This window comes from Rugosimonospora africana (assembly GCF_016862975.1).
Classification (GTDB): domain Bacteria; phylum Actinomycetota; class Actinomycetes; order Mycobacteriales; family Micromonosporaceae; genus Rugosimonospora; species Rugosimonospora africana.
In genome coordinates, this window is sequence record NZ_BONZ01000011.1 from 1 (window position 1) to 13,660 (window position 13,660).

Genomic DNA, 13,660 nt, shown 5'->3' on the forward strand with positions numbered 1-13,660 from the left:
CTCGGCGCGTCTGACGCCGCGCCGCGACCCAGACCAGCCGGGCGTCGATGCCCCCGGGCGCGGCGCGGTGACCCGGGTGCGCGTCGAGGGTGCCCAGGCGAGGATCGACGCCGTCTCCGGGCTGGAATTAGGGGCGGGTGGGCGCGGCCTGGCCGCACCGGTCACTGTGGACACTTCGGTACCGGCCGGGTTGGTGTCGGCGGTCGCCGCGACCGTCGGCGAACGGCTCGCCCGGCAGTCCGCGCTCAGCTTCGCGGAGCTGATTCCGGAACAGCTGTGGACCGAGTCGTCGGTCGACGGGCTGCGCACCGCGGTCGGGCGGTCCGGCCCGGCGCCGGTGGAGTTGGCGTTCGACGACGCCACGCCGCACTGGCTGATCGGCGGGCGCACCGGCGCCGGCAAGACGGTACTGCTGCTGGATGTCCTGTACGGGCTGGCCGCCCGGTACTCGCCCGACGAACTCGCGCTGTACCTGCTGGACTTCAAGGAGGGCATCAGCTTCACCGAGTTCACCCCGACCGCCCGAGACCCGTCGTTCATCCCGCACGCCCGAGCGGTGGGCATCGAGTCCGACCGGGAATATGGCGTCGCCGTCCTGCGCGAACTGCGCGGCCAGCTCAACCGCCGGGCGGCGGCGCTCAAGCGGGACGCGGCCACCACACTGGCTGAGCTGCGGCGGGGTGGGCAGGGCGATATCGGACCGTCAGCGATGCCGAGGGACGAGGCGTCGCGGTCAAGCGGTCCGGGACCGGCGGACATCGGACCGCCAGCGGTGCCGAGGGACGAGGCGTCGCGGTCAAGCGGTCCGCGGCTGGCGGATATAGCGATGCCCCGGATCGTGGTGGTCATCGACGAGTTCCAGGTGCTGTTCGAGCGCACCGACCGGCTGGCCGCCGAGGCCACCGCGCTGCTGGAGGAGTTGGCGCGCAAGGGCCGCTCGTACGGGATCCATCTGGTTCTCGCGTCGCAGACCGTCTCCGGTGTCGAGGCGCTGTACGGCAAGACCGACTCCATCTTCGGCCAGTTTCCGCTGCGGATCGCCCTGCCCGGCGGCTCCGGCGTGCTGGACACGTTGAACCCGGCGGCCGAGGGGCTGAGCCTGGGCAGCGCGATCGTCAACAGCGCCGGTGGGTTGGCGGGTGCCGACGTGACCGTCCGGTTCCCGGACGCGCACGTGGACCGGGCCGGGGTGGCCGAGGTACGGCACCGGATCTTCGAGCAGCGCGTGCCGGGTGCCGCGCCGCCGGCGGTCTTCGCCGGGTACGCGACCCGGCACGTGGAGGAGGACCCGACGTTCCGGGGCCTGGCGCCCGGCAAGCGCCGCCCGGTCGCGCTCGTCGGCCGGGTACTGGACGTGGCGCAGAGCACCGCGCTGTTCGCGCTGGACGCCACGCCCGGCCGGCACCTGGCTGTGGTCGGCACGTCGGCGCTGGGCGCGGACGTGCTGCACGCCGCGACGGTGAGCGTCGCCCGCCAGCACGCCCCGCACGCCGCGCGGTTCCTGGTCGCGCCGCTCGCCGCCGGAGCAGACGACGTGGCCGACGAGACCATGCGCGAACTGCGGGCGGCCGGGCACACGGTCACCGTCCTGGACGCCCAGGGGCTGCGCGACGAGTTGCACAAGCTCGCCGCCGGCCCGGGCACCGCCGAGCACGGCCGGACGTACCTGGTGGTGTTCGGCGTGGACGCGGCGAGCGGGATGCTGGGTGCCCGCGACCCCAGCTCGTTCCACAGTGGACACGACGACCTGCGGTCGGTGCTGCGTTCCGGCCCGGCCGGCGGGGTGCACCTGCTCGGGTGGTGGCGGGGCCTGCGACGGCTGGCCGACGACATCGGCGGTACCAGCAACCGGGAAGACGTCTCCTGTCTGGTCGCGCTGAACGTGCCCGGCGCGGAACTCGGCCTGTACCTGGGCGAGGTGGACCTCGCCTACCAGCCCCGGCCGAACCGCGCCCTGCTGGTCGACCGGGACGAGCAGCGGATCAGCCTGCTGGTGCCGTTCGTCCGGCCGGGCCGCGTGGTCGAGGAGGCGTGAACCGATGACCTGGAACCAGTACGCCCGGCTCGCCCGGCAACTCGACGAGTTGTACCGCGACGACGAGCGGCAGGCCGCCGGCCAGGCCGCGGCGCGGGAAGCCGCCGCCGCGGCGACCGGATCGCTCGACGCCAGGCTGCGCATGCAGCGGCAGCGTCTGGAGCAGTTGAGCGGCCTGCTCCAGACACCGCTGCCCGCACCGGGACCGGCCGGCCCGGCCCCGGTCACCGATCCGGCACAGGCGCTCCAGCTCGCCCGCCAGCACGCCGACCTGGCCGACGCGGCCGCGGCCGAGGCCGAGCAGCTTGCCGGGCAGCCCCGGCTGCTGCCCGGCACCTCGGCCCCGGCGCGCAACCTGCTGGTATACGCGTGCTGTGCCCTGGCCGCCGTGGTGGCCCAGTACGCCCTGCTCGCGCTGTCCGGGGTCGGGCACCTGGGCACCGTGACGATCCTTGGTTGGGTCTGCGCCGGGTTCCCGCTCCTGGCCTGGGCCGGCGGCTACTTCGCGATCGGCGCGCTGGGCCGGCCGGTCGTCGGCGACCAGAGCGTGCAACGCAGTGCCCGCCTCGGATTCGCCGTCTGTTTCCTGGCCATGCCGGTGGCTTTCTGCGCCTTCAAGGTGTTCACTGGTCTCCTGTGACACCCGCGGGTACCTTGTCCAGGAACCCGTAGACGCCACTGATGCGGCCGTCCTCGGCCAGTACCGCGACGTCGAACCCTTCCACGATCGAGTCTCCGCCGCCGGCCGGCACCAGCCGCCACCCGAAGCGCGCCGTGTTGTGATGTGCGTCCACCGGCCCGTTGGATTCGAAGACGAGGCCGGGGAACTGCGCGCGGGCGGCGCCGATGAGCGCGTCGATCGCGTCGTGCCCGTCGACCGCGGCCAGCGGGTCGGTGTAGCTGCCGCTTTCGGTCCACACACCGGCGATTGCCGCGCGGCGGACCGACGCGTCCGGTTCATTCCAGATCGCTAGGTAGCGGCCCACAAGTTCGGTGAAGTCACTCACGTCAGTTCTCTTTCCGTAGCTGTGCGATCGGGTCGTCCCGGCCGGAACACCAGTAATGCTGCACCGGCCACGGTGGTGGAGTCGATGACGTCACAGGTAATGCCGGGCGCGCGAACTTCTTGCCAGCTAAGGCGGAGCGAGCCAGATAAGGCGGAGCGAACCTGCCAAATCGCGATTGGGGGCCCGCGCCCGCCGTCTAACCTCGGGGAGGGGGAACATTACGGAGGGTGACGCGGCAATGCGGGAACGCCGGGGGCGACGGGTACTGCTCCGAATGCTGGTCGGGCTGCTCGTTCTGGCGACCGGCGCGGCCACCGCCGTCTGGGCGTACGGGCGCTCGCTCAATTCCGACCTCAAGCGCACCGACGCGTTCAACGGACTGTCGCTGGACGGCCGGCCACCGGTCCGCGTCGCCGGTGCGATGAACGTGCTGCTGCTGGGCAGCGACTCGCGCAACCCGGACAACACCGCCGACTCGCGCAGCGACACCATGATGCTGTTGCATCTGGACGCGGACCACCGTCACGCGTACGTCATCTCCATTCCTCGGGACAGTTGGGTGCAGATACCCGAGTCGCCGGACGGGGAGCATGGCGCGGCGATGGCGAAAATCAATTCGGCGTACGCGTGGGGCGGGGTACCGCTCGCGGTGCGCACCGTCGAGCAGTTCACCGATGTACGCATCGACCACGTGGTGCTCATCGACTTCTCCGGGTTCCAGCAGATCGTCGACGCGGTCGGGGGAGTGGACCTGACCGTGGACCAGACGGTCACCTCGATCTTTCCGCCGTACCGGGTGTTCCAGCAGGGCCGGCGGCACTTCACCGGCGCCGAGGCGCTGGACTACGTGCGCCAGCGCTACCAGTTCGCCGACGGTGACTTCGCCCGCGAACGGCACCAGCAACAGCTGATGAAGGCGGTACTGGACAAGGCCGCCAACGTCGGCATGCTGTCGGATCCGGGGAAACTCAACACTCTCCTGCACTCGGTGACCCACTCGATGACGGTGGACCGCGACTTCGATCTGCTCAGTGTCGCGGTCGCGCTGCGCAACCTGCGCAGTCCGGACGTGACGTTCCTGACCAGCCCGACCGTCGGCGGCGGGACGGAGAACGACGAGGACGTGGTGTACCCGGACGAGCGCAGGGCGGCGGCGCTGTACCGGGCGGTGCAGAACGACCGGGTGGCGCAGTACCTGAGCAACCAGACGGCCAACTCGAACGCCGACCCCGGCTCGGGCTCAGACCCCGGCGCGGACTCGGACCCCGGCTCGGGCTCTGGCTCGGGCTCGGACCCCGGCTCGGATCCTGGCTCGAACTCTGGTCCGGACTCTGGCTCCGACCCGAATTCGGCGCCGACGCCGAACAACTGAGCGACCGAGCCTCACCCGCATCGGGCGAGGTCGGTGGCGGCAGGCAAAGACGGCGAACGAAGACGGCGAACGAAGACGGCGGGTCCGGACCGTTGCCGGTCCGACCCGCCGCGACGCCTGCCGGGTTGGGTGTCCGGGCCGCTACGGCTCCGAGCGGTTGATCTGGCCCCGCCACGAGCCGGTGGCCGAACCCCTGCCCTCGATGTACTGGCGGAACCGGTCCAGGTCGTCCTTGACCCGGTGGGTGACGACGCCGGCCTTGTCGCCGACGGTCTCGGTCATGCCTCCCGGGGTGAATTCCAACTGCGCGGTCACTCTGGTGTGGTCCGCGTCGAGCCGGTGGAACGTCACGACACCCGCCTGGCGCGGTCCCGCCGTCGACGCCCAGGCCACTCGTTCGTCCGGCAGTTGCTCGGTGATCCGGGCGTCGAACTCGCGGGTCACCCCGGCCATCTTGACCCGCCAGTGGGTCATCTGGTCGTCCACCTGCCGGACCTCCTCGACACCCTCCATGAAGTGCGGGAAGTCCTCAAACTGGGTCCACTGGTCGTACGCGGTGCGTACCGGTACCGCCACGTCGACCGACTCGGTCACGCTGCTCATCATGGCTCCTTTCGGTCTCATCGATATGCCTACCCGACGGCACACCGGCGAAACCCGGTGTGACCGGCGCCGCCCGGGGTAGGTCGGGAGCATGGACGAGATGGAGGCCCTGCAAGCGGCCCGGCGTGCGGCTCGGGCCGGCGAGATGGCCGCCGCTCAGCTGGTCGAGTTCGCGGAGCGGATGTCGGTGGCCGCCGACCCGGCGGAGCTGGCCGAATACGACATGCTGATGGGGCGCGAGGAGACGGTACGCGCGGCGCGCAGCGACGCATTCGCCGAGCTCGGTTTCTCCGTACCGAGCGTGGAAGGCGGCTAACCCGTTTTGTAGCGGGCCGGTCGAGCGGCCCAGGGGGAAAGGAATCAGCGTGCCGGACATCACGGTCGTGGTCACCGCCCGCGACCGGGCCGAGTGGCTGCGCCGTTGCCTGACCGCGCTGGCGGAGCTGCACAACCCGCCGGCCGTCGTGGTCGTCGACCACAGCTCGCAGGACAAGACCTCGCGCATGGCGGCCCGCGACTTCCCGCAGGTACGCCTGCTGCGTAGGCAACCCACCAACGTGCCCGAAGCGCGCAACGCCGGGGTGGCCGCGTCGGCCACGCCGTTCGTGGCGTTCGCCGAGGTGGATTCCGGCTGGGCGGAGGGCGCCTTGGACAAGGGCGTGGAGCTGATGCGCCAGTACGACCGGCTGGCCGTGATCGCCGCCCGTACCCTCGCCGGCAAGCAACGCAAGCCCGACCCGATCACCAAGTCGATGGCCAGCGCGAGCGAGGGCAAGGAGAAGGACCTGCCCGGCCCGTCCATCCAGCTGTTCCGGGCGTCCTCGGCGATCCTGCGCCGGGAGGCGTTCCTGGAGGTCGGCGGCTTCGATCCGGCCGCGTCCCCGACCGGCCCGACCCGGCGCCTCGTGTTGGATCTGGAGCGCGCCGGCTGGGGGCTGGCTTACGTGCCCGATGTGGTGGCGTTCGCCGAGCGTCCGCAGCATCCGGCCCACAAGCCCAAGGAAGTGGTGATCCGCCGCAAGTACGAGGTGAAACGGGGCGACATCGAGAAGCCGCGAAGCCTCTGAGCCGGGCCGAGCCCGGTGGTGCCTCTGAGCCGTGCCGAGCCGGGGTCAGGCCCGGTGGCTGTGCGGTGCCGGCGCCAGGTGCACGACCTTCACCGTGGTGAACTCGTCGAGCAGCTCCGGCCCGTACCCGAAACCCGCGCCGCTGGCCCGCCGTGGCTGCGCGGCCCCACCGGGCGCGCCACCGAACACGTCATTGATTTTGACGGTACCGACGGCCAGCTCCCGCCACGCCTGCTGCGCGTGGGCGACCGAGCCGGTCAACACGGTGGCAGCCAGTCCGTAGTCGCCGAAATCGGCCTGGCGCAACGCTTCTTCGAACGAGCCGACCGCGACGACCGGTGCGACCGGACCGAAGGTCTCCTCGCGCAGCACTGCCATCTGCTCGGTACAGCCGGCCAGGACGGTCGGCGGGTAGAAGGCCCCCGGCCCGTCCGGCAGCTCGCCACCGCAGCGCGGCTGGGCGCCGGCCGCGACCGCCTCGCGCACCTGTGCGTGTACCAGGTCTCGCAGCTGCCGGTCGACCAGCGGCCCGAGCTGGCTGTCCGGGTCCCATCCCGGCCCCACCCGGATCTGTTCGGCCTGCTTGGTCAGCGCGTCGAGGAAGTCGCCGGCGATCCGTTCGTGAACGTAGATCCGCTCGACCGCCGTGCACAGCTGCCCGGCGTTGGCGAACGCGCCGGTCGCGGCCTGCTCCGCCGCCCAGCCGGGGTCGACGTCCGCGTCGACGATCAGCGGGTCCTTGCCGCCGTTCTCGAGAAGGACCGCCGCTCCGGTGACGGCGGCGGCCAGGGCGATGCGGCGGCCGGTGGCGGTGGAACCGACGTGCGCGATCACGTCGAGCGGCTGTTCGGTCAGCAGCGCGCCCACCGCCGGCCCGCCGCACAGCGTGGCGAACACCCCGGGCGGCAGTAGTTCGCCGATCAGCCGGCCGAGCAGCCAGCCGGTACCGGGGGTCCGCTCGCTCGGCTTGTAGACGACCGCGTTGCCGGTGACCAGAGCGGCGCCGATGAGCCCGCAGGAGACCGCGACCGGATCGTTCCACGGGGTGATCACGCCGGCCACGCCTCGCGGCTCGTACGCCATCAGGTCGGTGGCCTCCCAGTCGCCGGCCAGCGAGTGACCCCGGTGCAGCGGGCCCAACTCGGCGTACTGGCGCAGGGTGGCGACCCCGGCGGCGACCCCGGCCTGGGCCTCGGCCACCGGGCGGCCCATCTCCCGCGTGGTCAGCCAGGCCAGGTCCTCGATGTGCTCCTCGATCGCCCGCGCCGCGTCCTGCACCGCGGCCGCCCGGGCGGACGGCGACGTACGAGCCCAGCCCGGCGCGGCGTCGTGCGCGGCCCGGACCGCCTCGATGACACCAGCCGGCGGCGTGACCGGGATCCGGCCGACCGGAGACCCGTCGGCGGGATCCGTCTTGGTGATCCACTCCTCGGTCTGGGCAGCCGTCCACTCCGCGGTGAGGACGCGTTCGATGTCCCGCATGTCCGGTCCAATCAACAGATCATCAGGTCGTCGGTCTCCGCGCTGTCCCGCAGCCAGCGCACCGCCGTCGAGAGGGACAGCTCCGGCGGGGCCGGCAGGTCGTACGGGTGAGCCTTGAGCACCCTGCTCGCGTGCCGGGCGGACACCGTGCCGTACGGGTAGGCCCGGGCCGTGGCCGTGTCCACCCGACCCTGCCGGGTGGCGAACCGGGCCACCGCCTCGAACTGCGCCAGGCTGGCCAGGGTCGGCGCGTTCGTCCCGGGCGGCTCGATGAGCACCTCGATCTGGCTGAACGGCTCGCTGCCGGCCAGCCACCAGGCGGTCTCCGCGACCGTGTGGTGCCTCGGCGCGGGCAGCCAGAACGGCACCAGCCCGGCGCGGATGACCTGAGCCGGGTCGAGCAGCCGGCCGCACTCGATCACCAGCCGGTTGCCGGTCTTGCCGGCCGAGCGCATCCACCGCCGGTACACGTCGGCCACCGCGGCGGACAGCGCCTCCGGCCGGCCGAACATGACGCGGCGCAGCGAGTGTCCCCGGTCGGCGGCGAAGACCCGCAACGCCTCGGCGAACCCACCGCTCACGCCGTACGCCGTCTCCCCGTGCACCCAGGTGCCGGGCAGGCAGGGCAGGTCGTCCTCGGGTCCGCCGTACTGGAAGCCGAAGCGGCCCGGCCCGATCAGCGCGGGTGCGGTGCTGGTGTCGCGGACCAGCAGGACGGTGGCGCCGGGAAGCAACTGGTCGGTCATGAACTCCCGGTACGCGGCGGGCAGCGTGCGCCACCGCAGGAACAGCGTGATCGTGCCGGGGGCGGCGGTGGCCGGGTCGTGAACCTGCCGTACCGACAGCTGCGGGTTGCTGGCCAGTACCGCCTCGGCCACGGCGGCGCCCCCGGCCAGCAGGGCGGGTACGTCACCGTCGGCAGGGTCCGGTGCCTGCACGGCCACGTCGAACGCGGCCGGCAGCCAGGGCACCCGCAGCGCCACGGCGAGGTGCGCCGCCGAGCCGTGCGGGGAACCGACCACCACGGCCGGGAACTGTTCCCGCGGGTACTGCGCGGTGGCGAACGCGGCGATCGCGTCGGCGTCGATGAGGCCGGTCTCGGACGCGCGCAGCGCCGCCCGCTCCTCTCTCGGCGCGGCCAGCCCGGCCGCGATGCGCCGCAGCATCGACCCGCCGGACGGCACCGGGCGCTCCTCGCCGGAAAGCGCCCGGGAGGTGGCCAGCACCAGGGAACCCACCTGACCGTACGGGCCGAGCGTCTGTTCGGCTGGCAGCGGTCGGGTACCGGCGGCCCGCGCGCCGGCGATGGGTGCCGGCTCCTCACCGGAGAACGCGACCATCTGCCACCTACGATTCGAGGTCCTGGGCACCGCGTACCTCGCGCTGCTTCGCGTCACGGGCGAGGTCGGCGAGGCGCTTGCCGTACTTCATCTCGAAGGCCGGACGCTCGGAGCGGATCCGGGGCAGCCGGTTGAAGTTGCGCAGCGGTGGCGGGCAGGACGTGGCCCACTCCAGCGAGTTGCCGAACCCCCAGGGGTCGTCGACGGTCACCAGCCGGCCGAACTTGTAGGACTTGTAGACGTTCCAGAAGAACACCAGGGTCGACGCGCCGAGGACGAACGCGCCGATGCTGGAGATGGTGTTGAGCGTGGTGAAGCCGTCGGTGGGCAGGTAGTCCGCGTACCGGCGGGGCATGCCCTCGTTGCCCAGCCAGTGCTGCACCAGGAAGGTGGTGTGGAAGCCGATGAACGTCAGCCAGAAGTGCAGCTTGCCGAGCCGGTCGTCGAGCATCCGGCCGGTCATCTTGGGAAACCAGAAGTACACGCCGGCGAAGACCGCGAACACGATCGTGCCGAACAGCACGTAGTGGAAGTGGGCCACGACGAAGTACGTGTCGGAGACGTGCCAGTCGACCGGCGGGGACGCGAGCAGCACCCCGGACAGCCCGCCGAGCAGGAAGGTGATCAGGAAGCCGAGGGCGAACAGCATCGGCGTCTCGAACGTGACCTGACCCTTCCACATGGTGCCGATCCAGTTGAAGAACTTGATGCCGGTGGGGATCGCGATCAGGTACGACAGGAACGAGAAGAACGGCAGCAGCACCTGCCCGGTCGCGAACATGTGGTGCGCCCAGACCGTCATGGACAGCCCAGCGATTCCGATGATCGCGGCGACCATGCCCTTGTAGCCGAACAGCGCCTTGCGGCTGAAGGCGGGGATGACCTCCGAGATGATGCCGAAGAACGGCAACGCCACGATGTAGACCTCGGGGTGGCCGAAGAACCAGAACAGATGCTGCCACAGCAGCGGACCTCCGGTGTCGGCGTCGTAGACGTGCGCGCCGATGATCCGGTCGGCCAGCGCGGCCAGCAGCGCGGCGGCCAGGATCGGGAAGACCAGGATCACCAGGAGCGCGGTGATCAGGATCGTCCAGGTGAACAGCGGCATCCGGAACATGGTCATGCCGGGCGCCCGCAGTGTGACGACCGTGGTGATCATGTTGACCGCGCCGAGGATCGTGCCCAGGCCGGAGATGACCAGCCCGACGTACCACATGTTGCCGCCGGCGCCCGGAGTGTTCTGCTCGTTGGCCAGCGGCTGGTAGGCGAACCAGCCGAAGTCGGCGGCGCCGTTGGGGGTGAGGAAACCGGCGACGACGAGCCCGCCGCCGAACAGGTACAGCCAGTAGGCGAACGAGTTCAGCCGGGGGAAGGCCACGTCCGGCGCGCCGATCTGCAGCGGCACGATGTAGTTGGCGAACGCGAAGACCATGGGGGTGGCGAACAGCAGCAGCATGATCGTGCCGTGCTCGGTGAACAGCTGGTTGTACTGCTCCGGAGACAGGAACTGCAGCCCGGGCCGGGCCAGCTCGGCGCGCATCAGCATGGCCAGCGCGCCGCCGATGGTGTAGAAGCCGAACGCGGTGGTCAGGTACAGCAGGCCGATCTGCTTGGCGTCGGTGGTTCGCAGCAGGCGGGCGACGGCCGAGCCCTTGACCTGGCGGTGCACCGGACCCGGGTACGGCAGGATCGGCGACGGCTTCAGTTCGGAGGGCCGCAGCTTGGTCTCGATCGCCGTGGCGCCGGTGCCGATCGCGCTCTTGAACCGTTCGCGCTCGTCCGGGGCCAGCTCGGTCTCGGCGGATTCGGGCGCGGGGTACTGACCTCGGCGGTACTCGCCGGGGTCGGGTGCCCGGATCGGCCGCGTGCCGGGATCTTCGGGCGGGAGATCCTCGGGTGGTTGGTCCTCGTCTGTCATGACTTCGCCCGCTACCCGGCGTGGTCGGCACTAAACGGTGCGGGGCCGGCTTTCTCCCACCGCCCCCGGCATGTCTGGGGCCAGGCGGGGTAAGGCCACCCCGTGGAGCGAGAGACGATCGCGGAACTGGCCGGCCGCTGGTCGGGCCGGCGGGTACTGGTGCTGGGCGACGCCCTGCTGGATGGCTGGCTGACCGGCACCCCGGACCGGCTGTGCCGGGAGGCGCCGGTCAGCGTCGTGGAGTTGTCCGACAGCCGGTACGCGCCGGGCGGCGCCGCCAACACCGCGACCAACCTGGCCGCGCTCGGGGCCCGGGTGGAGCTGATCGCCGCGACCGGCGGGGACGAGACGGCGCACCTGCTCAGCCAGCGGCTGTCCGACGGCGGGGTGAGCAGCCGGCTGATCCCGGTGGAGGGCCGCCGTACGGTGACCAAACGCCGGCTGGTGGCCGGGGAGCAGATCGTGGCCCGGTTCGACGAGGGCGACGTCGGCCCGCTGCCGCCCGAGCACGCCGCGGTGCTGCTCCGCGAGGTGGGCGAGGCCCTGGACGAGGGGCCGGAGTGCGTGATCGTGTGCGACTACGCCGCCGGTACCCTGCCCGGCGACCTGATCGACCTGCTGAGCCAGCGGCGCGACCGGATCCGGCTGCTCGCCGTGGACGCGCACGACCTGCGGCCGTGGGCCCGTACCCGACCGGACCTGGTGACGCCGAACATCGACGAGGCGGCCCGGCTGCTGGGCGTTCGGGCGCCGGTACGGGGCCGGGTCGACTGGGCGACCGAACAGCTGCCGGCGATCCGGGAGGCGGCCGGGGCGGGTACCGCCGCGCTGACTCTGGACGTGGACGGCTCGCTGGTACTGGACGGGTCCGGCGCGTTGTACCGCACCGCCACCACCCCGGGTCCGGCCGCACACAGCGCCGGTGCCGGTGACAGCTACCTCGCCGGATTCGTACTGGCCGAACTGGCCGGGGCGGGGCCGGCGGCGGCCTCGCAGATCGCCCAGGGTGCCGCCGGGTCGGCGCTGGCCGAGCCGGGTACCACGGTGTGCGGGGTCGACGTGCTGCTCGACTGGATGGCGCCGGAGCCGCCGCGGCCGATGGACATCGTCGAACTGACCCGGATGGTCGGCGAGGCCCGGGCACTCGGTGCCCGGATCGTGTTCACCAACGGCTGCTTCGACGTGCTGCACCGGGGCCACATCGGGTACCTGGTGCAGGCCCGGCAACTGGGCGAGGTGCTGATCGTCGCGGTCAACTCCGACGAGTCGGTACGGCGGCTGAAGGGCGCCGGCCGCCCGGTGAACCCGCAGGAGGACCGGGCCGGCGTGCTCGCCGCGCTCGGCTGCGTGGATCACGTGATCATCTTTGACGACGACAGCCCGACCGACCTGCTGGAGGCGATCCGCCCGGACGTGTACGTCAAGGGCGGCGACTACACGCCGGAGCTGATCCCGGAGGCGGAGCTGGTGTACGCGCTGGGCGGCGAGGTGCAGACCCTGGCGTACCTGCCGGACCGGTCGACCTCGGCGATCATCGAGCGGATCCGTAGCCGTGAGGCGGCGGCGGTCGCCTCTTCGGTCAGCTCCGCGCCGGCCGCTCCATCGGCCGAGCCGGTCATCCGGGGCGAGCCGGTGACCCAGGCCGAGGCGGTGACCCAGGCCGAGCCGGCCGGCTCGGGCGGCGGCCACCAGTGACCTCCCCTGATCGGTCGCCGGACCGGGGGATCCAGCCCTTCGTGGCCCGCATCGCCGTGCTGCGCGCCAACGCGCTCGGCGACTACCTCTTCACCGTTCCCGCGCTGGACGCGCTGCGGGCCGCGTACCCGGAGGCCGAGATCACCCTGCTCGGCGCGCCCTGGCACGCACGGTTCCTGTCCGGCCGCCCGGGACCGGTGGACCGGGTGGTGGTCGTCCCGCCGGTGCCGGGCATCCGCGACGCGGACCCGGGTGAGCGGCCGCAGCCGCTCGCCGAGTTCCAGGAACAGCAGCGGGCCCAGCAGTACGACCTGGCCGTGCAGTTGCACGGGGGAGGGCGCAACTCCAACCCGTTCGTCGCGAGCCTCGGCGCCCGGCTGTCCGTCGGGTTGCGGGCCGAGGACGCGCCACCGCTGGACCGCTGGGTCCGGTACGTGTACTACCAGCCCGAGGTGTTCCGGTACCTGGAGGTCGTCGGCCTGGCCGGCGCGCCGCCGATCACCTGGCGCCCCCGGATCCGGCTGACCGAGCAGGACCTCGTGGAGGCGAAGCAGGCGGCCGGGGCGCCGTCCGGACCGAGGGTCGCGCTGCATCCGGGCGCGAGCGACCCGCGGCGGCGCTGGCCGGCCGAGCGGTTCGGTGAGGTGGGCGACGCTCTCGCCGAGGCGGGCGCGGAGGTGCTGGTGACCGGTACCCCGCCGGAACGCGAGGTGGTCGAGGACGTGGTCGGCCGGATGCGCCACCCCGCCCGGGCGCTGATCGGCGGGCTGTCGCTGGGCGGGTTGGCCGGATTGTACTCGGGCTGCGCGGTGGTGGTCTCCAACGACACCGGCCCGCTGCACCTCGCCGGTGCGGTCGGCGCCGCCACGGTCGGCATCTACTGGGTCGGCAACGTGATCAACTGTGCTCCGACGGATCGGGCCCGGCACCTGCCGATGGTGTCCTGGACGATCCACTGCCCGGAGTGCGGCCAGGACTGCACCCGGGACCTGTATCCGGCCCGGGAGGGCGGGACGCCGTGCGCGCACCGGGTGTCGTTCGTCGCCGACGTACCGGCGGTCGAGGTCCGGGACGCCGCGCTGGAACTGCTCGGGGTCGGTGTCCGGATCCCGGAGCCCGCGGTTCACTCGTAGCTCTGTGG

Annotated in this window: 12 protein-coding genes; 7 read left to right on the forward strand and 5 right to left on the reverse strand. The window is 72.1% G+C overall.

Features of this window, described 5'->3' with window-relative positions:
• Together Raf01_RS05050 and Raf01_RS05055 are read left to right on the forward strand one after the other, a co-directional pair.
• Nucleotides 1-2,035 (forward strand): FtsK/SpoIIIE domain-containing protein (locus tag Raf01_RS05050; RefSeq protein ID WP_239133380.1); only part of this gene is annotated, 2,035 nt, incomplete at its 5' end.
• Nucleotides 2,036-2,039: 4 nt separating this feature from the next.
• Nucleotides 2,040-2,675 carry a hypothetical protein gene (locus Raf01_RS05055; protein ID WP_203916542.1) on the forward strand — a complete coding sequence of 212 codons (636 nt, stop codon included), beginning with the start codon at nt 2,040-2,042 and terminating at the stop codon, nt 2,673-2,675.
• On the opposite strand, the gene Raf01_RS05060 is transcribed toward Raf01_RS05055, so the two are convergent.
• Nucleotides 2,659-3,042, reverse strand: coding sequence for a nuclear transport factor 2 family protein (locus Raf01_RS05060; RefSeq protein ID WP_203916543.1), 384 nt, complete (start codon nt 3,040-3,042; stop codon nt 2,659-2,661). The genes Raf01_RS05055 and Raf01_RS05060 overlap by 17 nt on opposite strands.
• A gap of 238 nt (nt 3,043-3,280) precedes the next feature.
• Here Raf01_RS05060 and Raf01_RS05065 point away from each other — a divergent pair, with 238 nt between their 5' ends.
• The gene (locus Raf01_RS05065) at nt 3,281-4,414 is read left to right on the forward strand and encodes an LCP family protein (RefSeq protein WP_239133381.1); all 1,134 of its coding nucleotides are present in this window, start codon (nt 3,281-3,283) and stop codon (nt 4,412-4,414) included.
• Nucleotides 4,415-4,555: 141 nt separating this feature from the next.
• On the opposite strand, the gene Raf01_RS05070 is transcribed toward Raf01_RS05065, so the two are convergent.
• A complete protein-coding gene (locus Raf01_RS05070; RefSeq protein WP_203916544.1) occupies nt 4,556-5,017 on the reverse strand; it encodes an SRPBCC family protein in 462 nt (153 codons plus the stop codon).
• 91 nt (nt 5,018-5,108) lie between these two features.
• On the opposite strand from Raf01_RS05070, the gene Raf01_RS05075 reads away from it, so the two are divergent.
• On the forward strand, nt 5,109-5,333 hold the full coding sequence (locus Raf01_RS05075; protein ID WP_203916545.1) for a hypothetical protein: 225 nt from the start codon (nt 5,109-5,111) through the stop codon (nt 5,331-5,333).
• A 49-nt stretch (nt 5,334-5,382) separates the two neighbouring features.
• Nucleotides 5,383-6,084, forward strand: a complete 702-nt coding sequence (locus Raf01_RS05080) for a glycosyltransferase family 2 protein (protein ID WP_203916546.1) — start codon at nt 5,383-5,385, stop codon at nt 6,082-6,084.
• A gap of 45 nt (nt 6,085-6,129) precedes the next feature.
• Here the strand turns inward: Raf01_RS05080 and Raf01_RS05085 are convergent, their stop codons facing one another.
• From Raf01_RS05085 to ctaD, 3 genes are read right to left on the reverse strand one after another with little or no spacing between them, the layout of a single operon-like run.
• Nucleotides 6,130-7,566, reverse strand: coding sequence for an aldehyde dehydrogenase family protein (locus Raf01_RS05085; protein ID WP_203916547.1), 1,437 nt, complete (start codon nt 7,564-7,566; stop codon nt 6,130-6,132).
• Between the two features lie 11 nt (nt 7,567-7,577).
• Entirely contained in the window at nt 7,578-8,906 is a 1,329-nt protein-coding gene (locus tag Raf01_RS05090; RefSeq protein ID WP_203916548.1) for a hypothetical protein, read from the reverse strand.
• A gap of 7 nt (nt 8,907-8,913) precedes the next feature.
• Nucleotides 8,914-10,824: an aa3-type cytochrome oxidase subunit I gene (gene ctaD / locus Raf01_RS05095; protein ID WP_203916549.1), complete on the reverse strand. Its 1,911-nt coding sequence runs from the start codon at nt 10,822-10,824 to the stop codon at nt 8,914-8,916.
• Nucleotides 10,825-10,926: 102 nt separating this feature from the next.
• Here ctaD and rfaE2 point away from each other — a divergent pair, with 102 nt between their 5' ends.
• Together rfaE2 and Raf01_RS05105 are read left to right on the forward strand one after the other, a co-directional pair.
• Nucleotides 10,927-12,519 (forward strand): D-glycero-beta-D-manno-heptose 1-phosphate adenylyltransferase, encoded by a 1,593-nt coding sequence (rfaE2, locus tag Raf01_RS05100; RefSeq protein WP_239133382.1) that lies wholly within the window; start codon nt 10,927-10,929, stop codon nt 12,517-12,519.
• On the forward strand, nt 12,516-13,652 hold the full coding sequence (locus Raf01_RS05105) for a glycosyltransferase family 9 protein (protein WP_203916550.1): 1,137 nt from the start codon (nt 12,516-12,518) through the stop codon (nt 13,650-13,652). Before rfaE2 ends, Raf01_RS05105 begins: the two co-directional genes overlap by 4 nt.
• The last annotated feature ends 8 nt before the right edge of the window (nt 13,653-13,660 follow it).